Annotated in this window: 22 protein-coding genes and 1 riboswitch; of the genes, 10 read left to right on the top strand and 12 right to left on the bottom strand. The window is 44.5% G+C overall.

Translation table 11 applies throughout. The features are described from left to right. Positions 1-44: 44 nt before the first annotated feature. A complete protein-coding gene (locus I6H64_RS06370) occupies positions 45-1,082 on the bottom strand; it encodes a zinc-dependent alcohol dehydrogenase family protein (protein WP_008842349.1) in 1,038 nt (345 codons plus the stop codon). A 176-nt stretch (positions 1,083-1,258) separates the two neighbouring features. Beyond that, on the bottom strand, positions 1,259-2,194 hold the full coding sequence (locus I6H64_RS06375) for an NADP-dependent oxidoreductase (RefSeq protein ID WP_008842350.1): 936 nt from the start codon (positions 2,192-2,194) through the stop codon (positions 1,259-1,261). A 412-nt stretch (positions 2,195-2,606) separates the two neighbouring features. Between I6H64_RS06375 and I6H64_RS06380 the strand changes: the two genes are divergently transcribed. Then, a complete protein-coding gene (locus tag I6H64_RS06380) occupies positions 2,607-3,749 on the top strand; it encodes an ArgE/DapE family deacylase (RefSeq protein WP_008842351.1) in 1,143 nt (380 codons plus the stop codon). 83 nt (positions 3,750-3,832) lie between these two features. Here I6H64_RS06380 and I6H64_RS06385 read toward each other — a convergent pair whose 3' ends face one another. Together I6H64_RS06385 and I6H64_RS06390 are read right to left on the bottom strand one after the other, a co-directional pair. Next, positions 3,833-4,192 (bottom strand): MazG nucleotide pyrophosphohydrolase domain-containing protein, encoded by a 360-nt coding sequence (locus tag I6H64_RS06385; RefSeq protein WP_008842352.1) that lies wholly within the window; start codon positions 4,190-4,192, stop codon positions 3,833-3,835. A 74-nt stretch (positions 4,193-4,266) separates the two neighbouring features. Further along, entirely contained in the window at positions 4,267-4,566 is a 300-nt protein-coding gene (locus I6H64_RS06390; RefSeq protein WP_008842353.1) for a hypothetical protein, read from the bottom strand. Between the two features lie 372 nt (positions 4,567-4,938). Between I6H64_RS06390 and I6H64_RS06395 the strand changes: the two genes are divergently transcribed. Both I6H64_RS06395 and I6H64_RS06400 read left to right on the top strand, forming a co-directional pair. Next, a complete protein-coding gene (locus I6H64_RS06395; RefSeq protein WP_008842354.1) occupies positions 4,939-5,307 on the top strand; it encodes a nuclear transport factor 2 family protein in 369 nt (122 codons plus the stop codon). Between the two features lie 227 nt (positions 5,308-5,534). Further along, positions 5,535-6,158: a MarC family protein gene (locus tag I6H64_RS06400; RefSeq protein ID WP_008842355.1), complete on the top strand. Its 624-nt coding sequence runs from the start codon at positions 5,535-5,537 to the stop codon at positions 6,156-6,158. A 241-nt stretch (positions 6,159-6,399) separates the two neighbouring features. Here the strand turns inward: I6H64_RS06400 and sufB are convergent, their stop codons facing one another. From sufB to nrdD, 7 genes are read right to left on the bottom strand one after another with little or no spacing between them, the layout of a single operon-like run. After that, positions 6,400-7,806: a Fe-S cluster assembly protein SufB gene (gene sufB / locus I6H64_RS06405; RefSeq protein ID WP_008842356.1), complete on the bottom strand. Its 1,407-nt coding sequence runs from the start codon at positions 7,804-7,806 to the stop codon at positions 6,400-6,402. Beyond that, positions 7,799-8,239 carry a Fe-S cluster assembly sulfur transfer protein SufU gene (sufU, locus tag I6H64_RS06410; protein ID WP_008842357.1) on the bottom strand — a complete coding sequence of 147 codons (441 nt, stop codon included), beginning with the start codon at positions 8,237-8,239 and terminating at the stop codon, positions 7,799-7,801. The genes sufB and sufU overlap by 8 nt, the downstream gene beginning before the upstream one ends. Then, positions 8,236-9,411: an aminotransferase class V-fold PLP-dependent enzyme gene (locus I6H64_RS06415; RefSeq protein ID WP_008842358.1), complete on the bottom strand. Its 1,176-nt coding sequence runs from the start codon at positions 9,409-9,411 to the stop codon at positions 8,236-8,238. Before I6H64_RS06415 ends, sufU begins: the two co-directional genes overlap by 4 nt. Position 9,412: 1 nt before the next feature. Beyond that, positions 9,413-10,486: a SufD family Fe-S cluster assembly protein gene (locus tag I6H64_RS06420; protein ID WP_232623493.1), complete on the bottom strand. Its 1,074-nt coding sequence runs from the start codon at positions 10,484-10,486 to the stop codon at positions 9,413-9,415. Further along, complete coding sequence (sufC, locus tag I6H64_RS06425) at positions 10,455-11,231, bottom strand: Fe-S cluster assembly ATPase SufC (protein WP_008842360.1); 777 nt, start codon at positions 11,229-11,231, stop codon at positions 10,455-10,457. The genes I6H64_RS06420 and sufC overlap by 32 nt, the downstream gene beginning before the upstream one ends. Positions 11,232-11,245: 14 nt before the next feature. Further along, the gene (nrdG, locus tag I6H64_RS06430; protein WP_008842361.1) at positions 11,246-11,833 is read right to left on the bottom strand and encodes an anaerobic ribonucleoside-triphosphate reductase activating protein; all 588 of its coding nucleotides are present in this window, start codon (positions 11,831-11,833) and stop codon (positions 11,246-11,248) included. 10 nt (positions 11,834-11,843) lie between these two features. Continuing rightward, positions 11,844-13,994: an anaerobic ribonucleoside-triphosphate reductase gene (nrdD, locus tag I6H64_RS06435; RefSeq protein ID WP_036685892.1), complete on the bottom strand. Its 2,151-nt coding sequence runs from the start codon at positions 13,992-13,994 to the stop codon at positions 11,844-11,846. Positions 13,995-14,482: 488 nt separating this feature from the next. On the opposite strand from nrdD, the gene I6H64_RS06440 reads away from it, so the two are divergent. From I6H64_RS06440 to I6H64_RS06455, 4 genes are read left to right on the top strand one after another with little or no spacing between them, the layout of a single operon-like run. Further along, positions 14,483-15,376, top strand: a complete 894-nt coding sequence (locus tag I6H64_RS06440; protein WP_056985066.1) for an ABC transporter ATP-binding protein — start codon at positions 14,483-14,485, stop codon at positions 15,374-15,376. Between the two features lies 1 nt (position 15,377). Next, positions 15,378-16,238, top strand: a complete 861-nt coding sequence (locus I6H64_RS06445) for an ABC transporter permease (RefSeq protein WP_036685512.1) — start codon at positions 15,378-15,380, stop codon at positions 16,236-16,238. 25 nt (positions 16,239-16,263) lie between these two features. After that, complete coding sequence (locus I6H64_RS06450) at positions 16,264-16,716, top strand: LytTR family DNA-binding domain-containing protein (protein WP_008841788.1); 453 nt, start codon at positions 16,264-16,266, stop codon at positions 16,714-16,716. Between the two features lie 11 nt (positions 16,717-16,727). Further along, on the top strand, positions 16,728-17,180 hold the full coding sequence (locus tag I6H64_RS06455; protein ID WP_008841789.1) for a DUF3021 domain-containing protein: 453 nt from the start codon (positions 16,728-16,730) through the stop codon (positions 17,178-17,180). Between the two features lie 90 nt (positions 17,181-17,270). Here the strand turns inward: I6H64_RS06455 and I6H64_RS06460 are convergent, their stop codons facing one another. After that, the gene (locus tag I6H64_RS06460) at positions 17,271-18,011 is read right to left on the bottom strand and encodes a glucose 1-dehydrogenase (RefSeq protein ID WP_008841790.1); all 741 of its coding nucleotides are present in this window, start codon (positions 18,009-18,011) and stop codon (positions 17,271-17,273) included. Positions 18,012-18,279: 268 nt separating this feature from the next. Further along, positions 18,280-18,371: riboswitch (TPP riboswitch) on the top strand. Between the two features lie 88 nt (positions 18,372-18,459). Between I6H64_RS06460 and I6H64_RS06465 the strand changes: the two genes are divergently transcribed. From I6H64_RS06465 to I6H64_RS06475, 3 genes are read left to right on the top strand one after another with little or no spacing between them, the layout of a single operon-like run. Continuing rightward, positions 18,460-19,035, top strand: a complete 576-nt coding sequence (locus tag I6H64_RS06465) for an ECF transporter S component (protein ID WP_008841791.1) — start codon at positions 18,460-18,462, stop codon at positions 19,033-19,035. A 10-nt stretch (positions 19,036-19,045) separates the two neighbouring features. Then, positions 19,046-20,473: an ABC transporter ATP-binding protein gene (locus I6H64_RS06470; RefSeq protein WP_008841792.1), complete on the top strand. Its 1,428-nt coding sequence runs from the start codon at positions 19,046-19,048 to the stop codon at positions 20,471-20,473. Next, positions 20,457-21,110, top strand: a complete 654-nt coding sequence (locus I6H64_RS06475) for an energy-coupling factor transporter transmembrane component T family protein (protein ID WP_008841793.1) — start codon at positions 20,457-20,459, stop codon at positions 21,108-21,110. The genes I6H64_RS06470 and I6H64_RS06475 overlap by 17 nt, the downstream gene beginning before the upstream one ends. Positions 21,111-21,258: the final 148 nt, after the last annotated feature.

Consider the following 21,258-nt stretch of genomic DNA (forward strand, 5'->3'; position numbering starts at 1 on the left):
GATTTCTAGTTAATACTCATAATTTTAACGCGTTCGGTTGCGCTTTATTCACTTACAATCAACAATGATTTAATCGCTTTGCGTTGGTCCATAGCTTCATAGGCAGCTTGAACATCGTCTAGCTTGAAGCGTTGGGTAAATACCTTACCAGGATTGATTTTACCGTCCAAAACTGCTTGTAGTAGTCCGTTGCGATCGTGCGTAGTAACTGCCGCAATCCCGCCTCGTAAGCCAATATTACGTCTAAACAACGCGTTGGTATCCATTTCAGGATTTTGCGGAATCCCAACCCGGCCCACAATTGCGCCAGGACGGCCAACTTTAGTGGCGGTATCTACCGACTGTTCAGTACCCACACATTCTAAAACGGCGTCCGCTCCGTGGTTGTCAGTGATTTCCATTACTTTAGCTACGGCTTCGTCGCCCCGTTCTTCAACAATATCAGTCGCGCCAAATTCAAGGGCTAACTTTTGTCGATCAGCGTGCCGGCTCATTGCGATGATGCGTTTTGCTCCGCGCAATTTTGCCGAAATCACCCCACACAATCCAACGGCACCGTCTCCCATAACCACCACCGTATCTTCAGGTTTCACTTCGGCGGTGAAGGCCGCGTGGTAGCCCGTGGCCATAACGTCAGACAGGGTTAAGAAGTTATTCAACATTTCGTCAGAATAATCGGCTGGTTGGCCCGGAATCTTCACCAGCCCCCAGTTAGCGTTAGCATAACGAACGTATTCACACTGGTAGGCGTTATTACCTGGTTCGCGATTATAACAATCACCATCAAAACCAGCTAAACATGCGGGACAGTGCCCACAACCGTGCGTAAACGGGACGATAACAAAGTCTTCCACCGAAACGTTATGTACGTCGCTACCCACTTCTTCCACAATCCCAATTGCTTCGTGGCCTACTGCCGAACCATGCTCGTGTTCTGAAATCCCCCTAAAAAACCATAGATCTGAGCCACAAACACACGCTCTAAGCACTTTGATTACGGCGTCAGTTGGCTTCTTCAAAGTTGGCTTTTCAATTTCTTGGACTTCTACTTTGCCTGGTTCCATAAATACGGTTGCTTTCATGACGGTTCTCCTTTGTTGTTAACTATTTTCCTGTATTATAACGCAAATGAGTGTAAAAAAGAGCGCGGGACAAAAGTCGGGTAGTTTGCGAGCATTAACTGAAAATTGCCCATCATGCCTGAATTGGGCATAATGGGCAATTTTTGGTTACGCGGAACTCATGAACTTTCCACTTATTATCCCACGTTAATAACAATCTTCCCCCGCGCATGGTTCGTTTGGCTACGTCCGTGTGCGGCTCGGAGACCATCTTCCGTAAGTGGGAACGTGCTATCAATGATCACTTTAACTTCGCCCTTTGCTACTAAATCACCTAGTTCGGCTAACTGTTTACCATTGGGTTGGAGCCACCAGGCCGTTGCTGAAGGCTGCGCTTCTTGTTGCTGTTGGGTAGGATGTCCCGCAATCGTCACTAACTTACCAGTTGGTTTCAAGATTGCTAAGCCCTCATCCAAAGCATCGATTGTGTCAAAAACGGCGTCGTAATCCTGAAGGACGTCTTCGATCTTGTGCTCATGGTAATCGATCACTTCATCAGCCCCTAAGCCCTTCAAAAATTCTGTGTTTTTAGCACTGGCAGTAGTGGCCACGTAAGCACCTAAATGTTTGGCAATTTGGATCGCAAAAATACCCACGCCGCCGGCTCCGGCTTGAATTAAAACTTTGTCGCCCTTTTGCACCTTTAAACGGTCTACGATTACCTGCCATGCGGTTAGCCCCGCCAATGGGATTGCCGCTGCTTCTTCAAACGAAACGTTGGCTGGCTTCAACGCTAGTTTATCTTCCTTAACCGCCGCGTATTCTGCGTAGGTTCCCTTCGTTCCGTCTTCATAGATGTCAGGACGGGCGAATACTTCGTCGCCGACTTTAAAATCCTTAACGTCCTTACCAACTTTGGTAATCACGCCCGAAAGGTCCCATCCCAAAACCACTGGAAATTGCCAATCGTACATTTGCTTCAAAAGCCCCATACGCGCTTTCCAGTCAATTGGGTTAATGCTAGTATTCTTGATCTTAACTAAAACTTCGTCGTCCGCAATTTGCGGAATCGCTAATTCCTCTTCGTGAAGTTGGTTAACGTCCCCGTATTCTCTAATCGTAATTGCTTTCATCGTCATTCCTCCTCAGCGAGTGTAACTTATTTTTTTAGGTATGTTTTACATTGTACCTCTTGTAAAAAGTAAGTTGTATAAAAAATGCTCATTTTCCTCATTCCTAATTCATAAAGTCCTCGTTGTTAGGCCTTCAGAAGCGTTAAATATTTTAAAGAGCTAGTTTTGCCTTCTGTAAATTCTTCAAGTTTAGCCTACGAATACGTTATATTTTCCGTTAAACAATCTTCCAAAAAATGCAATCGACATCCCGTGGCGGTTAGTCCTTCTATTTTAAAAAATATCATTTAGCATTGCTCCTCCAGCCCGCACCAATAATTTTTGGACATATTTGTCGTATTTTTAAAAGTAGATTTTTACATTAGAAAGTAGTAATCTTTTCCAGTAATAAAGGGAAAGGTGTGATAAAGATATGCTTTCAGAAAATCAAGAATATTTAAAAATTTTAGCCGATTTAATTAAAATCAAGTCCGTTAATGACCACGAATTAGAGGTCGCGGAATATCTAAAAGATTTATTCCAGAAAAATGATATTCACTCAGAGATTCTCCCGATTAAGGGCCAACGTGCTAATTTAGTTGCTGAAATCGGTAGTGGTGCTCCCGTCCTCGCCGTTTCGGGGCACATGGACGTTGTCGATCCCGGAAATTTAGCAGCTTGGGATAGCGATCCATTTACGATGACCGAAAAAGATGGCAAGCTCTTTGGTAGAGGAATTACGGATATGAAGGCTGGTTTAGCAGCTTTAGTAATTGCCATGATTGAATTGAAAAAACAAGGCTTGCCTAAAAAAGGCACCATCCGCTTGCTTGCAACTGCCGGAGAAGAAGTTGGTGAAGAAGGTTCCGCAGCCTTTTACCGTGACCACTATATGGAAGACGCGGACGGTTTGCTAATCGCCGAACCTTCCTCAACTTACGGCACTACTTCCGAACAAAAGGGCTCTTTTGATATTAAATTTACTTCTAAAGGTACTTCTGTGCATAGTTCGACACCTGAAAAGGGCTATAACGCCCTAGTTCCTTTGATGCAACTACTAAATGAAGCTAACGAATATTTTGAAACAATCCCTGCTGGAGAAATGGGCCCGGTAAGATTCAACATTGATGTTTTAAATGGTGGAAATCAGATTAATTCCATCCCTGATTTAGCTACGGCCTTAATCAATGTTCGAACCATTCCAGAATATGATAATGACCAAGTAGCTAAGAAGATTGAATCATTGGTTAAAACTTATAATGACGCCGGCGCACAAATTAGCACGGAAATAATTATGAATGAGTTCCCGATTGCAACGAGTCCTTCAAACCAATTAGTTAAAACTATTCAATCCATCGGTAAGGAATACGCTGGACGTGAGATTGTCGTAGCTGCTAGCCCCGGGATTACCGATGCTTCTAACTTAGCAAAGGATAAACCAAACGATTTTCCTTTTGCGGTATACGGCCCTGGTGACGGCTCACAACATCAAGTAAATGAAAGTTTACCTAAAAAGATGTACCTTGATTTCATTGAAATCTACCAAAAATTGTTTATGGAATTCCTTGAAAAATAATATCATTTGCAGTTGGAGCCCCGTTTAGTTTCCAAATAAAAAAGTTCTAATCGCCAAGCGGTTAGAACTTTTTTATTATCATCCTATTCTTCATCTAGCGCATCCTTAAACCGCGCCTTCAATTTATCCTCACTATAATTAAGCAACGTTTCTGGGGCGATATCAAATTTACTACTAATAATTAATAGTTGGTCCAAAACGTCGGCAAGTTCTTCCGTAAGGTTGTCGCGCAACTGCTCCGCGTTGGGTTGCGGTTCTCCAGGATGGTCCCGGCCAATTTTGATGGCCCGAATTGCTCGTGACAACTCCCCCACTTCTTCAGTTAAAAAATTAAGGCGCACAAACGGGGAAAGCTGATACCAATTCCGTTTTTGATAAAAATTAACTAGCCATTCTTGATGTTGATTAACTCGCAAAATCCTGCCTCCTAAAAAATGTTGCATCTAGCATAGCATAATTTTGATTGGGGTGTGGTGGGTTAGGGAATGGATTTCATAGTAAAAATCTAATTCTATGATTAGATTCCCAGTTCCCTTTTCAACGCTTCGCTAGCAACCCGCGATACGTTAATATTCTGTTCTTTAGCCATTTCGTTCAAGTATTCTGGAACGGTAATCGTCTTTTTAACGGTTTTAGAATTCTTTTTTAGCCATTTGCTCATATCAACGGTAATGTAAACTAACCGATCATTTTTATTTAACTTCCAATTACTTGGATCTTGGACCTTAGGATAGGATTTTTCGCCATCTAACATGGTTCCAATGGCATCTTCCGCCCAGCAAACCGCGTCTTCGAACGTATCTCCCTGAGTCACCATTCCCTATATGTTAAGAAGTGACTACATAATAATGACCTTCATGGTTATATTCGCTTATAATTACTGGGTAAATTAACTTTCTTTTCACGAGTACACATTGGATGTGCTAATGAATCACTTAAGTTTTACCATTTGCTTACCCGCTTTTTAGCACATCCTACTCCTTTCATCGCCTTTATCATACGTATTTTATCCTTATAAGTAAATTGTTTCTGGTGCCGGTTAGACAACTTCAAAATAAACGATTATTTTTGTAACTAAGTTAACAATTTCCTAGTGTTAAAATGAAGTGAAATCAGTTATATATAAACAATAACCATCACTCATCAAATGAGTCACCAACTTTAACCAATCAAAATAAGGAGCACCCTCATGAACCAGCAAATTGAACTCATCCAACGTTACTTCAACATGTGGAAAAATAAAAAGCTAATTGATTTAGCACAAATTTTCACTCCAGCTGTGCATTACGTGGAATGCTATGGAGCGGAGTACGTTGGCATTCAAGAGATTCAGCGGTGGATAACTCATAAATTCAAGGTACAAACCGTGACTTGCTGGGACATTAAAAATATCTATCATGATGGCGCTACTTATATCGTAGAATGGATGTTTGCTTGCGTTGATCATGGAAAGAATTTCAAGTTTGACGGTGTTTCCTTAATCACCTTTAAAGATTTACAAATTGCCGAAATCAAGGAATTTGAAAGCAAACATTCTCATTACCGTCCTTATCAATAAATAAAAGGGCTGTGACAAAAGGCTCTAAATAAAAAACGGTCCATGAAGTGAAACTTCCTCATGAATCGTTTTTATTTTGGCGTTTTGACTTCAATAGAGCCAAAACGTGTGTCAAAAGTCAGTTGGTTCCGCTTAACCAAAAATCACCAAACTTGGCATTTCCCCACCTAACCCATATAATTAAAAAACAATCATTGCATTGAAAACGTTTAACAAGGAGGACGACCATGCATTTAGTTCAAGCATTTTTACTTTCATTCACCGCATTTTTTGCAATTATGAACCCCTTTGCTAACTTGCCAATGTTCGTCAGTTTGACTGCTGATAACAGCCGCAAGGAAATCAACGCGATTGCCCGGCTGGCTTTTATCGTGGCGACCGTCATCGTAGTGTTGTTTGCCTTTCTCGGAAATTACATCTTCACCATTTTTGGCATCAACCTTGCTGCACTCCGCATCATGGGCGGGATCATTTTAGGATTGATTGGTTACCACATGATTCAAGGTAACGTTTCGCCGATCCAGCACAATCCCGAAAAATCCGTTAAGGATTCCGTCAACAGTAGTAACACCAACGTCGCGATTTCCCCGCTAGCCATGCCAATTTTGGCCGGCCCCGGAACCATTGCCACCACCATGAACTTGGCTAGTGGAACCAACCCCTTCATCGTTGTGGCCGCGTTCGTTGTTTTAGCAATCATTGCTTACTTCATTTTTATCTACGGTGAACAAATCATGGACAAGCTGGGCAACAACATCATGAATGTGATCACCAAGTTAATGGGGCTGATTTTAGCAACCATCGGCGTCAAAATGCTGATTGTAGGTGTGCAAGCCGCCTTCCATCTTTAAAATAAAACGCACCCCTAAAGTCGGCTAGTTCGTGAGCATTAACAAGGAATCGGTGGTTATGCATGAACATGGTTACCAATTACCTATTAAGCGGCGCAAACTGACTTTGGGAGCACGTTTTGGCTCTATTATTTAAAAATGTTTTCCACTTTAATTTATTATCAATCGTTTAAGAACGGCGAATTAACGCCGTTCTTTTTATTGGGCAAAATTTTGCATAACGTTCGCAAATTTCACAGCTTTAGCCGATACTGCCCTCCATCTGAAACTTAATCAACCGATCTAATTCCACAGCGTATTCCATTGGTAATTGCTTGGTGAAGGGCTCCAAAAATCCCATAATGATTAATTGAGAGGCGGTTGCTTCGTCTAATCCCCGACTTTTCAAGTAGTACAATTGGGCTTCAGAGATTTTCGAAACGTGGGCCTCGTGTTCAATCGTGCCGTCGCTCGTTTCAATGTCGTTAACTGGGAAAGTATCGCTGGCACTGTCTTGATCCATCAAAATCGTATCACACTCAACGTGGGACTTAGCCCGTTTGGCCGCCTTAGTGTACTTAATCAATCCCCGGTAGTCCGCCCGACCGCCGTTATGGCAGATTGCTTTTGAAACAATCGTGCTATGGGTGTTCGGTGCTAAATGGATCATCTTGGCGCCGGTATCCTGGTGCATGTTGGCACCCGCCGCCGCAATCGACAGCATTGAACCGGTGGCGCCCGCGCCCGTTAGGTAAATGCTGGGGTATTTCATGGTGACCTTTGAGCCTAAATTGCCGTCGACCCATTCCATGGTGCTATTTGCTTCGGCCTGGGCCCGCTTGGTTTCTAAGCTGTACACGTTCGTTGACCAATTTTGAATCGTTGTGTAGCGACAATAGGCATCCTTTTTAACGAACACTTCTACAACCGCGGCGTGCAGACTATCCTCCGCGTAATTCGGCGCGGTGCATCCCTCGACGTAGTTAACACTGCCACCTTCGTCGACGATAATTAGGGTTCGTTCAAACTGGCCCATCCGACCCGCGTTAATCCGGAAGTAGCTTTGGATCGGCACGTCGGCATGCACATTTTTCGGCACGTATAGAAAAGTTCCACCCGACCAAACGGCGGTATTCAATGCGGCAAACTTATTATCGTTTGCGGCAATTAATTTACCAAAGTACTGTCGGACTAGTTCCGGATGCTGTTTCAAAGCTGAATCAGTATCCATAAAAATGATTCCCTGACTTTCTAAATCCTGTTTGAGGTTGTGGTAAACCGCTTCGGATTCATACTGTGCCGCCGAACCGGCTAAGTACTTTCGTTCGGCTTCTGGAACCCCAATTCGTTCAAAGGTAGTCTTGATTTCGTCGGGCACGTCCTCCCAGTTGCGAGCAATGTGATCCGTTGCCCGCTGGAAATATTTAATTTCGTTCAGATCAATCTCACTAAGGTCTGGTCCAAAGCTCGGCATGGGCATGGATTGGTAAATTTGGTAGGCCTGTAACCGCAAGTCTAGCATCCATTGGGGCTCGTGCTTCGCCCGTGAAATGGCTTGGATGGTTTCCTCGTTAATTCCGACCCCGGTTGAAAAGACCGGCTGGACGTCATCCATCGGTCCCCATTCGTCCTTAAAATTTCCTGGTTGCGTTGGACTGACTTCATCCATCAAAAACTTCTCCCTTCTCCTTTAAACCTTCTGCAAGCGCGTGCCATGCTAAGGTACCGCACCGCACCCGCGTTGGAAACTGATGCAGACTAGCAAAAGCCGCTAAATCCCCCAGCTGATCGGAATCACAATCCTTTTGTAACACTAAATTTTGGAAATTTTCCCAGAGTTGGTGGGCATCCGCTAAGGTGCGGCCGTTTAATTGCGCAACCATCATACTTGCCGATGCCATGCTGATCACACAGCCCGCCCCCGTGAAACCCAGTTGCTGGATCCGTTGTGCGTCAACTTCGGCATAAACCGTAATCTCGTCGCCACATTCGGGATTGCGCAACGCCCCGACACAATTTGCGTGGGGTACTTTTCCGTAGCCTATCGGGTTCTTAGCGTGATTTAAAATAATTTTTTGGTATAACTCTTGTAAATTGTTCATGATAAAATCCGCCCCACTTGTTCTACCGCGTCCACTAAGCGTTGCAGATCAGCAATCTGATTTTCGAAGGTAAAGCTCGCCCGCACGACGCTACTAACGTTCAAAGCTTGCATTAATGGTTCCGCACACAGGTGTCCGGCGCGCACGGCCACTCCCGAAGCATCTAAAATCGTGGCCACGTCATGGGCGTGGTGTTTGCCAACGTTAAAGCTAACCACTCCCACCCGTTGTTGATAATCTAACGGGCCGTAAATTTTAACCTCCGGCACTTCCTGGAGTTCGGTAAGTAAAAACTGCATTAAGCGTGCTTCATGTTTTTGAATAGCGGCAAAGTCCTGTTTTTCTAGATACTTCACGGCCGCTCCTAGCCCTAGTACGCCAGCAACGTTGGGGGTCCCCGCTTCTAAACGGATTGGTAAAGGCTGAAAAGTTGCCGAAGTTGGCGTAACCAAGTCGACCATTTCGCCACCAAAACGGACCGGTTCCATCTCCTCTAACCGAGCTAGCTTGCCATAAAGCACCCCAATCCCTGTGGGGCCAAACATTTTATGCCCGGAGAACGCGAGAAAATCGGCATCCATGGCGATAACGTCAATTGGCAAATGGGCGACCGCTTGGGCAGCGTCCACCACTAAGATTCCGTCATACTGATGAACTAGTTGGGCAACCTTTGCCACGTCAACCACCGTCCCCAACACGTTAGAAACCATCGTGAGCGAAACTACCTTGGTATGCGTATTGACAAGCTCTGCTAATTGAACATAATCCAGGTTACCTTGCGAATCCATTCCCACCATTCGCAAGCGCGCCCCAGTTTGGGCAGCCACCCGTTGCCAAGGCACTAGGTTAGAATGGTGTTCGAGTACACTGACGATAATTTCGTCCCCCGGCTGCAACCGCGGCTGTGCATAGCCGAAGGCAACCTGGTTTAACGCGTCGGTAGTCCCGCTGGTAAAAACGACCGACTCTGGTTGAGGAGCATGCAGCCACTGGGCGATTTGTTCGCGAACCGCTTCATAAGCGCTGGTGACCCGGCCCGCAAGCTGATAAATCCCCCGATGGACGTTAACCTTGTTAAACCGGTGATACTCGTCAATTACCGCTAAAACTTCCTCTGGCATGGGGGTGGTCGCCGCGTTATCTAAATATGTTAAGCCTTGGTAATCCGTCATCTTAGCCAACCTCCCCGTTGCGCAAACGCCAAATCGGTTCCATAAAGTTATCAATTAAAATTTGCTTTGCCGTCGCCATCGGCAGTCCCCGACTTTGTAAGTAGTAAAGTTCATCTTCGTCATACTGGCCGACACTAGCGGCGTGGCCGGCTCGGACGTCGTTTTCGTCAATCACTAAGACCGGGTTAACGCTGCCCTTAGCATGCGGTTCTACGGTCATTAACCGACTTTCCTGGTCCGCGTCCGCATCACTGGCCCCGTGATCAATTTGGCCAATGCTCGTAAAGTTGACCCGGGAATTTTCGTACAAAACTCCCCGCATGTTGATTCGGCTAAAAGTATGTTGGCCCAAATGCTTAATTTGACCACGGATGCCCACCCAGTCATCTTGGTAGCCGTAACGCGCCAAGTTAAGGGTTGCCCGACTGCCGGTTCCAGCAAGCGTTACGTTTAAATCACCCAACAGCTGGCCCTTAGTTTGTGGCCACAAGGACCAATCGAGGTTAGCATCCCGAGCACTCACAAAATCACCTAGCAATAAACTTCGGGTAGCCTGATGGCTTTGCGTGTCGGTGATGAGTGTCAAATTGCTTTCGTCCGCTAAAGTTCCCCCAATCAAACAGTTGGATTGGGGCACTTCTCCTGCTAAATCTAGCGTTAACTTCGTGGTCAGCCGACTATGGTCCCCTAAATCAAACCAAACTGTCCATTCCACGGGAAAAGCTGACTCCGTTCGCAAGGTTAAGTTTAGCGTTGGCGAAATTTCCGCGTGGTCCGGCAAACTGATTACCACACCTTGGAGTTGGTCTTGCAAGTGTTGTTGCACAAATTGGTTGTTCGTGGAAGCTAGTAATTGGGGCAGCCCGGATAGTTCCGCTGTCGCACCATTAATGCGCCGGACCGTACCTCCCGCTGCATTAATGGCTTGCAAAGCTTCCGCGTTGGCCTCCCAGTCCCAAGCGGCGCTGGAAGAATCCGTCAAGGTAAAAACTGCGGGGTCATACCGAATTCCTAAAATTCGGGGATAACTTGCGGTCGTCGTTTTATTCAAGGGAATCGCCATGGCAGGTTTCACTTCCTAACGTTTCCTCTAATTCAGCGTAGCCAGTCTTTTCCAGATCCGTAGCTAGTTCGGGGCCGCCGCTTTTAACAATCCGGCCGTCCATCATGATGTGCACCACGTCAGGCACCACGTAATTCAACAGGCGCTGGTAGTGCGTAACCATCAAGCAGCTAAAGGTGGTACTGCGCATTGCGTTGATCCCCTTTGCCACAATTTTGAGGGCGTCAATATCTAATCCGGAATCAATTTCATCTAAAATAGCCATCTCGGGTCGTAACATCATCATTTGCAGGATTTCGTTACGCTTTTTTTCACCACCGGAAAAATCGGCGTTAAGCCCCCGGTCAGCATATTCCGGATTAATTTCTAAAAATTCCATGTTCGCTTTAAGCTGTTTTAAAAAGGGCAGTACGGCAACCGGTTGGCCTTGGTTACGCGCATTCAACGCTGCGTGAATGAAGTCGGCGTTGGAAATTCCCGCGACCTCCATCGGATACTGCATCGCTAAAAAGACTCCCGCCCGGGCCCGTTCGTCCACGCTCATTTCCGTGATGTCTTGCCCGTCTAACCAAATTTGGCCATCTACAATCTCGTAGAGCGGATTTCCCATAATCGTTTCCGAAAGCGTTGACTTCCCAGTCCCGTTAGGTCCCATCAATGCGTGAATTTCTCCCGGATTAATTTGTAAATTAACCCCGTTTAAAATGCGCTCATCACCCGCATTGACCTTTAAATTTTTAATTTCTAACTTACTCATCAAATTCTCCTACCTTAACGAAGCAATTTATCCCAAATGACGACTTGGTTTGCGGCTAACGATTTAGGCACGTCGATAATTCGTTGGTTGGAACTTCCCCGAAATTGAAGCGTCAAATCTTTTTTAGCTTCTAAAAACCGGCCATCCACCAAAATATCTAGTTCACTTAACAATTCCAATTTATCGTAAGATTCCTGCATCAATTCGTCCCAGGTGTAACCGGTCCACGACCAAATGTCCTTGTCGTGCCCAAATTCTTGGCGCACCCGCCGGACTAGCCGCAAGCAAAACTGCGTGTTTAAGAAGGGTTCTCCGCCTAACAAGGTCAGCCCCTGTACGTAACTTTGCCCCATGTCTTCGATAATTTGGTCTTCTAATTCCTGCGAATAGGGGCGTCCATAATGGAAATTTTGCGCCGCCTTGTTGTAGCATCCCGGACAGTTGAATAAACAACCCGAAACGTACAAGCTGCAGCGAATACCTTCCCCGTCAACCATGTTAAACGGCTTATAGTCGGCAATGTATTCTAAACTGCGGTCCTTCGCCAGCCATTCTTGCGGCTGGGGATTTCTCGGTGACCGTACTCGTCGTTGTCTAACCACGTTTTCACCCCTATTCCATATTTTTAACCCGTGATGAAATTTCTTTGTGCCGTCCGTGAACCATTGGCCGAATCATTGGGTTTCCTAAGTAACCACAAGTCCGTTTAACCACGTCACAAGTTTTGGGGTCACGGTTCCCACATTGCGGGCATTCAAAACCGCGGGCCGTGGGTTTAAAGTCGCCGTCAAAACCACATTTATAGCAGTGGTCGATCGAAGCATTCGTCCCTAAATAGCCCACGTGGTCATAAGCCCAGGTCCAAACTGCTTCTAAAGCAGCCGGATTTTGTTTTAAATTCGGGTACTCACAGTAGTGAATAAAGCCACCGGCCGCGTACTTCGGGTACTCCTCTTCAAAAGTAAGTTTTTCAAACGGAGTCGGATTTTTCCGGACGTCGTAATGGAAACTGTTAGTGTAGTATTCCTTGTCGGTAATGTCCTTGATCTTGCCGAATTTTTCAATATCATCCTCACAGAAGGTATCCGTCAGGGATTCGGCTGGCGTGGAGTAAACGCTGAAATGATAACCGTACTCTTTTTCCCAAGCTAGGCACTGTTCGTACAGGTACTTCACGATTGAAACCGTGAAATCGTGGGCCTCCTGATTATCTTCCCAATCTGGACCGAAAAAGGCAGTTCCCACTTCGTACAATCCAATGTAACCTAACGATATGGTCGCCCGCCGGTGGTTAAACAGTTGGTCCACGTCGTCACCATCTTTGAGGCGGACCCCAAAGGCACCGTGCTTATACAAAATCGGTGCATTTTGTGGTTGGGTATCCCGGCAACGTTTAATCCGGAAGAGTAAGGCTTTTTTCGCCAACGCCACCCGGTCTTCCATAATCTCCCAGAAGACTTCCCGATCACCCTGGGCTTCAATCGCAATCCGTGGCAAGTTGACGGTTACGACCCCTAAATTCATTCGGCCGCTATTAACTTCTTCGCCATCAGCGTTCTTCCAAGCTTGTAAGAAGCTCCGGCAACCCATGGGCGCCTTAAAGTTTCCGGTTAATTCCACAATTTTGTCGTACATTAAAACGTCGGGATACATCCGTTTAGTTGCGCACTCTACGGCCAACTGTTTGATATCGTAGTTGGGATCTTCCGGATTTAAATTTATTCCGCGCTTAATTGAAAAGACCAACTTCGGGAAAATTGCGGTCCGGTGCTGCTTACCGAGTCCCTTAATGCGAACTTTTAAAATTGCCTTTTGAATTTCCCGTTCGATCCACGAAGTTCCCAGACCAAATCCCACCGTGGTAAACGGCGTTTGTCCGTTGGATGAAAACAGCGTGTTAACTTCGTACTCTAACGCTTGCATTGCGTCGTAAATATCTTTCTTGGTTTTTTCCTTAGCAAAGGCCTCCCGTTGTTCGGGGAGCACCCATTTTTCGGCTTCCTTCAAGTGCTTTTCGTAATTTAATTTTGCGTAAGGCGCCAACATTTCATCCGTCCGGTCTGACGAACACCCTCCGTATTGGCTCGATGCGACGTTCGCAATAATCTGCGACATTTGGGCGGTTGCAGTTTGAATCGACTTAGGCGACTCTACTTCCGCGTTTCCAATCTTAAAACCATTCGCTAGCATACTCTTGAAGTCAATCAAGCAGCAGTTGGTCATTGAAGTTAGCGGTGAATAGTCCAAGTCATGAAAATGAATATCGCCGCGCAAGTGAGCCTTTGCTACGGTCTGTGGCATCATCGTTAATCCAAATGATTTGCCGACCATTCCGGCCGTTAAGTCCCGACGGGTGCTGAAAATATTACTGTCCTTATTAGCATTTTCGTGAACTACCGTATCCCTTCCATCAAATAACTGGCTTAATTTATTTTGCGGGTCAATCGCGGCCTGCCACTTGGCTTCATCGGCTTGCCGATATTCAGCATATTTTTCCCACAAGTCGTCCCGTTGATAATCATGGAGGATCGCTTTGAAGACTGCCCGAATTTGTTCTACCGTTAGCGGCGACGCCATTTGCGTTAACTGTTCTAAAATTGCTTGCGTAATATTTTGCCGTTCAACATCGTCCGTGGTTAATTGATCAACCACTAGCGCGATTTTATAGGGATAAAATTGCATCCTTTCCCCATCTGCTTTAACTACTTGTTTTTGACGTAATTCAGTCCAAGCGTCGGTTGCGATTGCTTGCGAATTGATCATTTTAACCACCCGTCCTTTTCTAATTTTTTATTCCAATCTCGTTCAATTCTCGCTATAATAAACAGCGTTATTATTTTCTGTTTATTTAAAGCTGTTTGATATTCGAAACTGGCTTGATTGGTTTCTCTTCACATCATAGATTACTCCGATTTTGCAAAAAGATAAAGGTTGAAAACACAAGATGTATGTGCTTAACGAACGATCAACCACTATATATGGTGTATGTAACGCATTTTAAAATAACAATCAAAAACCTGGTCATCGCAGTTTAGTTGCGGACCAGGTTTTTAGATTTGATTGATTTCTCATTACTACCGGCTAAAAATATTTTGTTTTACTGAACTTAATTAATGCTAAAGTGCGCGCCAAGAATCAGTTTGTTTTTCCATATTAACCACTTACCCCGAATACTAAACCACTTGTCCCTTGTCCCCATACAAACCTTTACTAGCTCCTTTATACTAATTCCAACCAAAGGAGATGACTTTATGAACACACTAATCGTTAAAAATCTAACTAAAAAATATCCCCACCAAATTGCCGTAAACCAAATTGACTTAAAAATTAAGGCTGGAGAATTCGTCGCTTTTCTTGGACCCAATGGTGCTGGAAAAACAACCACAATCAATATGTTAATTGGTTTAATTTCACCAACCAGTGGTTCCATTGAATTGGCGGGGTTGCATCCCGCAGACTCCGACTACCGAAAAAAGATTGGCGTAGTTTTTCAAAATAGCCTACTGGATAAAAAAATGTCCGTTCGGCAAAATATTCGAAGTCGGGCAAATATGTATTCCCAAACCTCTTCGAGCTGGCTCCAATTCTTGTTTAAACATTTCCACTTAAATAATCTTTTAAAACAACCCTACGGCACCCTTTCAGGCGGGCAGCGTCGGCGAGTCGACATCGTTCGCGCCCTAGTAAACCAACCGGAAGTTTTGTTCTTGGATGAACCGTCAACTGGATTGGACATTCAGACTCGCAATACCATTTGGCAAGCCATTCATAAGCTTCAACAGACCACCAAAATGACCGTGATTTTAACCACCCATTACTTAGAGGAAACGGAACAAGCTGATTACGTATACGTAATTGATCGCGGACAAATCATCGCTGACGATACTGTCACTAATTTAAAGCTTCAGTACGCGCAATACTCACTGACCTTAATTCCGAATAATCGTCTTGCTTTACAACAAGCTCTATTGAAAAATAACAGTTCATTTTCAAACGTTGCTACCGGTTTTGAATTACACGTTGCTAGTATTGACGAAATCCTCCAGATCGTTGGCCAGTACCGTGCCTTACTAACCGCTTTTGAATGTCGGCAAGGCAACATGAACGATATTTTCCTCGCACTCACCGGAAAGGAAGTTAATTAAAATGTGGTCACTAACTAAACGAAACTTATACCTTTTCTTCAGCAGTCCAAGCACCATATTTTTTTCACTCCTTGGTGCGTTAATCGCGTTTGTCCTCTACACTGTCTTTTTAAGGGATAACATTGATAGCGCCCTTATGCTTAAAAATTATAATTTACTTCTTGATCCTTGGGTGATTGGGGGAATCCTAACCGTCACCACCATTACAACCACCCTCACGGCATTTTCGCAAATGATCATTGACCGTGGAACGAAAACTTTGGCAGATTTTTTAATCACCCCGGTTGCCTACTTTAAGATTCAGTTTAGTTATATAATTAGTGCAATTACCATCAGCATCGTGATGCAATTCGGTATGCTAGCAATCATGTACACTTATTTTTCGATAACTGACCAACTGCGTTTTCCCTTTGAACAATTAGTCCCGTTATTCTTACTGATTATCTTAAGCAGCTTAGTTTGGACCGCCTTTTCTCAATTTATTCTCAGCTTTGTCACGCGCATTGAGACCTTAGGACGGTTAGGGACCATCATCGGAACCATGAGTGGCTTTCTCGCGGGAGTCTATTTACCAAGCGGAATGTTACCTGATTCAGCACAACGCTTCATTAACCTAATTCCCGCAATTTATAACGCAGCTTTATTTCGTAACCTGCTGATGAAAAAGCCTTTAAGCCAAACCTTTAACAGTGTTCAGGCTCGACACATTTTTGAAAAAAGCATGGGCGTTCGCATTAATATAAACGGACCATTAACTGGTTCAACCATGGTAATAATTTTATTTGCCAGTTTCTTAGGATTCAGCTTATTATCCTTATTACTTAGCAAACGGAGCCGGAATTTTATTACTAAACAAATCTAACCAGCCTCGGAAAGAAGGGGTTAAATTGAAAATCTCGTTTAACCAAGATACCTCGTTAGCTACCGACGAAATCATGGTTTCAATTAAAGCTGCACATTTAAATACTAAAGTTACAAGGTTATTAGAACTGTTGGATCAATTGGATAAACAAAAAGAAACTTTACCGATTGTTATCGATGACCAAGTCAACCTAATTCCTTGTTACCAAATTGTTGCTCTTGAGGTCTTAGGCGAACAAGTAACGATCCACACTATTACCCAAGATTACCAGCTACACGGCCAGCTAAAAAACGTGCTTGCTAAGCTTGATGCAACTAAGTTTGTTCGAATTAGTCGAAGCGCCGCCCTTAACTTGGATTATCTAAAACTACTTGAACCCTCTTTTTCCGGTAATATGGTTGCTCGCATGCAAAATAATCTAAAACTAATCATTAGCCGAAAATATCTGCCCGACTTAAAACACCATTTAGGATTGTGAGGTATCCAATTATGAACGCGATAAAAAAGTTTTTGCGGTACATTGTCTACCACGTGATGGCCGGTTCGACCTTTTATTTAGCAACCATTGCATGCGGGTTTACCACAATTAGTCCTACTCCTCAACACGCCTTGCAGCTCTTCTTGATGTTTGCTCTAATTGGACTTCTAACAATTACCCTTACCGAACTACAAAGTCATCAATTTTTAAAAATCCCCTTTTTAGGCAAAATTTTTCTTCACTTTGTGGGTACTTTTCTAATTATTGCCGGAACTTCATTTGTTTTTAACTGGCACTTTGCCGCTCCTAGTATTGTAGCTAGCTTCATCTGGGGGTACTTGATTATCTATCCTGTTGTTTGGTTAGCCCTTTACTTCTACTGGTGGTTAACGGCTAGAAAGATTAACGTTTCCCTGCGTTCCCGCCAAGCAAATTTCCATTCTTCAAATAACCATTCAAACTAGTATTTCACAAAAAAACTGGTCCAAATAGGCTTACCCTCCTATTTGAACCAGTTTTATTAATCCATTATTAAATTGAGTAGCGTGCTAAACCTATTGTGCCGTGTATCCGCCGTCCACCACAAATTCGGAGCCAGTCGAGAAGGAGGATTCATCGGAAGCTAGGTACAACACCATGTTGGCAATTTCTTCCGCGGTGCCTAGGCGGCCAACTGGGTGTAGTTTCTCCAAGTCCGCCCGCATTTCAGGATACGCATCCACCATTGGGGTGTGGGCGTATCCCGGATGTACCGAATTAATCCGGATTGGATAATGTTTCTCCGCACAGTACAAGGCTGCTGATTTAGTAAGTAAACGCACCCCACCTTTTGAGGCGTTATACGCGTACAGGTTAGAAATCCCAATCAGGCCCGCTATCGAAGCCATGTTGATAATCGAACCACCCTTTTCCTTCATGTGTCGAATGCCATACTTCACTCCTAACATGATGCCGTCCAGGTTAACCGACAAAATCTTGTGCCATTCGTCAAGTTCAATATTTTCAGCATCGTCAAAGGCTAAAATTCCCGCATTATTAACCAAAATATCCACTTTTTCGAATTTATCAATTGCCGTCCTAAAAATGGGTTCCCAATTGTCTTCCACCGCAACGTCTTGTTTGACGAAAACGGCCTTATCTTCGCCAATTTCCTGCAAGGCTTCACTTGCGCCAGCAACATCAACGTCTGTGATCACCACTTTTGCACCTTCTCGAACAAAAAGTTTGGCACAGGCTAACCCAAAACCTTTTACTCCACCAGTAATAATCGCAACTTTTCCGTCTAGTCTACTCATTTCATTGGCCTCCTAAACCTATTTTATTCGGCGCATTCCCTATCAACTTAAGCATAAACCTACCAGTACCAATTTGCAATCATTTTCACAAATCATCCTATTACCCCTGTTATTTTTTCGGTTGGGTCCCTTGTCATATCTAACGTTAAGAATAACGTGACCTTACCAATCTGTTCCCATAATTTTTAGGTAGACCATTTGCAGCCAAGTAACCGCTTTACAAGCCGATTACAAAATGCTACGATTGCTTCATAGTAAAAACTTAAAAACAACAATGCTGGGGTGCCGTTTTGGCTGAGATAATACCCATTGAACCTGGTCTAATTAGTATTAGCGTAGGGAGATATTGGATAATAACAGCCAGTTTTTCGTTGCCGAAAAGCTGGCTATTTTTCTGGCTTCTTGTTTCTAAGTAAATTTATTAATTTACTGAGGAGGTTTTTTAGTTATGAATACTAAAAAAGCAAACTGGAATTACTCGTTACGAGACGTAGTCTTTATTGTGTTAATCGCGATTTTTTGTGGGGTGATTTTTTTCGCCACTAATTTATCGTATAGTTTTCTAACGGCGGGGTTGGCCGCAATTGGTCTCGGTCCGCTAGCTAATGACCTGTTACTTGGCCTATGGATGATTGCCGGTCCTTTAGGCATCATGCTCACCCGCAAAATTGGATCCAGTATCATCGCGGAAACTCTGGGTGGTCTGGTTGAAATGCTCCTAGGCGGTCAGTTTGGCGCTGGTGCAATTCTTTCCGGGCTCATTCAAGGAATTGGGAGCGAGCTTGGTTTCACCTTCACTGGCTACCGCCATTACGACAAACTGGCCTTATTTTTGTCGACCGTCACTAGCACCATCATTACCTTCGGCTGGAGCCTTGCCCAAGAAGGCTATGCCGCTTACCGTCCAAGCTTTCTAATCGTTTTGTTTATCGCTCGGTTTATTTCAATTGGTTTCTTCTGTGGCGTTTTAGTTGCCTGGATCAACCGGCTGGTAGAGCGTTCGGGCATTATGCGGCGGAAGTAGGCATCCAATTATGGAAAAAGTCACAATTAACAATTTAACTTTCAAATATCGGCAGGCAACTCAGCCGATTCTCAAACAACTTAACTTTCACCTAACGGCTGGTAGTTTCAACGTTTTGTACGGTCCGTCTGGTGGCGGAAAGTCCACTCTGCTACGGATTATCGCAGGACTGTACCCTCACTTTGCGGGAACAATTATCCAAGGAACCATCAAATTGGAAGGGAAGGACGTTACCGCCTGGCAACCCGCAGAGCTGACCCAAAAATTGGCGTTGCTCTTTCAAAATCCACGAGAACAATTTGCCATGGACCAAGTCGAAAAGGAATTCATCTTCACCTTGGAAAACTTGGCTATTCCCGCTGATGAAATTGACGATTTAATTACCCAAGCGCTTAGTCAAGTGGGGATTGCTCACTTGCGTCACCGGCAACTCGCCACCCTTTCTGGCGGAGAACTGCAAAAAGTCGCCCTCGCGATTACTCTGGCAACCGGCAGTGACTTAATTTTACTTGATGAGCCATTTGCCAACGTTGACCTAAAATCTCGCAAAGCCCTCATCAAGCTTTTAAAAAAGCTGCAGGCACAAGAAGGCAAGACGATTTTAATTGCCGACCACGATCTCAACGACTATGCGGAAATTTGCGATCACTTATACCAGCTTGATCACCAACAAGTTAGCTTAATTACCGATCCACAACCGATTTTTGCACGTTACCAGTTAACCACCCGCACGGCGTTCCCGATTCCTAACGCAAACGCCGCTGCAATCCTAAAGTTACAAGATTTTGGGATTGAAAACGGGGGCCGGTATCTACTTCAGGCCGTCCAAACGTCCTTCCCCAAGCAACACTTAATTTTGCTTACTGGTGAAAACGGCTCGGGAAAGTCGACGTTATTCGAAGCAATTGCCCGACTTCATCCCTATCAGGGCAAACTTTTTTACGATAATCGGCCGCTTTCTCAGTTCAACGCGCGAACTTGGGCCAAAACTGCTACGGTGGTCTTTCAAGATTCTGAAATGCAATTTCTTAAAATGACCGTCACGGAAGAAATCGACCTAAGCTTACAGCATGCCCGGGCACCCCAATATTGGACTGCCGACCGTATCCAGGACTGGCTGGAACGTCTTAATTTAGCGAAGTTACAAGAACAGATTGTTTATCAACTTTCGGGCGGGCAAAAGAAAAAGCTCCAAATCTTAACCATGTTAATTTTAGGCAACCCGCTCGTTTTGCTTGATGAACCTTTGGCCGGCTTGGATTTAGCTTCCGTAAGGGTGGTTATGCAATTAATTCAAAAAGCTGCCCAAGTACAAAAACAAACCATTGTGATGATCAGTCACCAATTGACGGGACTGCCAGAATTTTTTGACTATCATTTGGCATTGACCGATCACCAGCTTATTTATCAGGAGGAGCTAAATGGATTCATCAGTTAAATTCATTTTAATTCTGGCAATTAGTTTTGAAATTGCCTTTGTTAAAAGTGTTCCCGTTAACCTAGTGATTATCATTGGCGGATTAGCCTACTTGCTTTGGAAACGAATTGCGGTGCGCAAACTGGGACTGCTTTTGGTGATCCCGCTGCTTCCTGCCGTAGCAACTTGGATTTCGTTTTATTTAAACGGGACCGGCAACGCGGTGCGGACCGCTTGGACAATGGCTACCCGGGTTTACGCCTACATTGTTTTGGGTGGAGCATTTTCTTTTACCGCGACCGTCGAAAGTCTGTTAGGTTCCCTGGAACAAAATTGGCATTTACCTACCAAATTCGTTTACGGATCGTTAGGCGCCTTTTACTTCATCCCCCGGGTAAAGACGGCCGTTCAACAAATTAAAACCGCAGCCATGCTGCGTGGTGAAGTTTTACACGTCTGGTCCCCCACAATCTTTTTTAAGGCGATTTTACTATCGCTGCGTTGGTCGGATAACTTGGCAATTGCCATGCATTCCCACGGTTTTAGCGAAAATCAGCCGCGCACCCATTACCAAACTTACGCCATTCCCCGATGGAACTGGGGCGTTGCCGCGGGAACTTTTTTAGCTTTACAAGTACTGGTTTGGTATTTTAGATAGTAAATCGGGTGTTGGGCCTTTAGTAAAGCCCAACGTGCACCAAAAATTAGTTTGTTCCGCTTAACCAAAAATAGACCATTATGCCTGAATTTGGCATAATGGTCTATTTTCAGTTAACGCTCAGAAATTACCCGACTTTTGTTTCCCG

The sequence above is a fragment of the Pediococcus acidilactici genome (assembly GCF_016127815.1).
GTDB classification, from domain to species: Bacteria; Bacillota; Bacilli; order Lactobacillales; family Lactobacillaceae; genus Pediococcus; species Pediococcus acidilactici.

Excerpts from the sequence above, each read along its gene's own strand:
- I6H64_RS06370 (WP_008842349.1), bottom strand. The coding sequence starts at position 1,082 with ATGAAAGCAACCGTATTTATGGAACCAGGCAAAGTAGAAGTCCAAGAA.
- I6H64_RS06375 (WP_008842350.1), bottom strand. The coding sequence starts at position 2,194 with ATGAAAGCAATTACGATTAGAGAATACGGGGACGTTAACCAACTTCAC.
- I6H64_RS06380 (WP_008842351.1), top strand. The coding sequence starts at position 2,607 with ATGCTTTCAGAAAATCAAGAATATTTAAAAATTTTAGCCGATTTAATT.
- I6H64_RS06385 (WP_008842352.1), bottom strand. The coding sequence starts at position 4,192 with ATGCAACATTTTTTAGGAGGCAGGATTTTGCGAGTTAATCAACATCAA.
- I6H64_RS06390 (WP_008842353.1), bottom strand. The coding sequence starts at position 4,566 with ATGGTGACTCAGGGAGATACGTTCGAAGACGCGGTTTGCTGGGCGGAA.
- I6H64_RS06395 (WP_008842354.1), top strand. The coding sequence starts at position 4,939 with ATGAACCAGCAAATTGAACTCATCCAACGTTACTTCAACATGTGGAAA.
- I6H64_RS06400 (WP_008842355.1), top strand. The coding sequence starts at position 5,535 with ATGCATTTAGTTCAAGCATTTTTACTTTCATTCACCGCATTTTTTGCA.
- sufB (WP_008842356.1), bottom strand. The coding sequence starts at position 7,806 with ATGGATGAAGTCAGTCCAACGCAACCAGGAAATTTTAAGGACGAATGG.
- sufU (WP_008842357.1), bottom strand. The coding sequence starts at position 8,239 with ATGAACAATTTACAAGAGTTATACCAAAAAATTATTTTAAATCACGCT.
- I6H64_RS06415 (WP_008842358.1), bottom strand. The coding sequence starts at position 9,411 with ATGACGGATTACCAAGGCTTAACATATTTAGATAACGCGGCGACCACC.
- sufC (WP_008842360.1), bottom strand. The coding sequence starts at position 11,231 with ATGAGTAAGTTAGAAATTAAAAATTTAAAGGTCAATGCGGGTGATGAG.
- nrdD (WP_036685892.1), bottom strand. The coding sequence starts at position 13,994 with ATGATCAATTCGCAAGCAATCGCAACCGACGCTTGGACTGAATTACGT.
- I6H64_RS06440 (WP_056985066.1), top strand. The coding sequence starts at position 14,483 with ATGAACACACTAATCGTTAAAAATCTAACTAAAAAATATCCCCACCAA.
- I6H64_RS06445 (WP_036685512.1), top strand. The coding sequence starts at position 15,378 with ATGTGGTCACTAACTAAACGAAACTTATACCTTTTCTTCAGCAGTCCA.
- I6H64_RS06455 (WP_008841789.1), top strand. The coding sequence starts at position 16,728 with ATGAACGCGATAAAAAAGTTTTTGCGGTACATTGTCTACCACGTGATG.
- I6H64_RS06460 (WP_008841790.1), bottom strand. The coding sequence starts at position 18,011 with ATGAGTAGACTAGACGGAAAAGTTGCGATTATTACTGGTGGAGTAAAA.
- I6H64_RS06465 (WP_008841791.1), top strand. The coding sequence starts at position 18,460 with ATGAATACTAAAAAAGCAAACTGGAATTACTCGTTACGAGACGTAGTC.
- I6H64_RS06470 (WP_008841792.1), top strand. The coding sequence starts at position 19,046 with ATGGAAAAAGTCACAATTAACAATTTAACTTTCAAATATCGGCAGGCA.
- I6H64_RS06475 (WP_008841793.1), top strand. The coding sequence starts at position 20,457 with ATGGATTCATCAGTTAAATTCATTTTAATTCTGGCAATTAGTTTTGAA.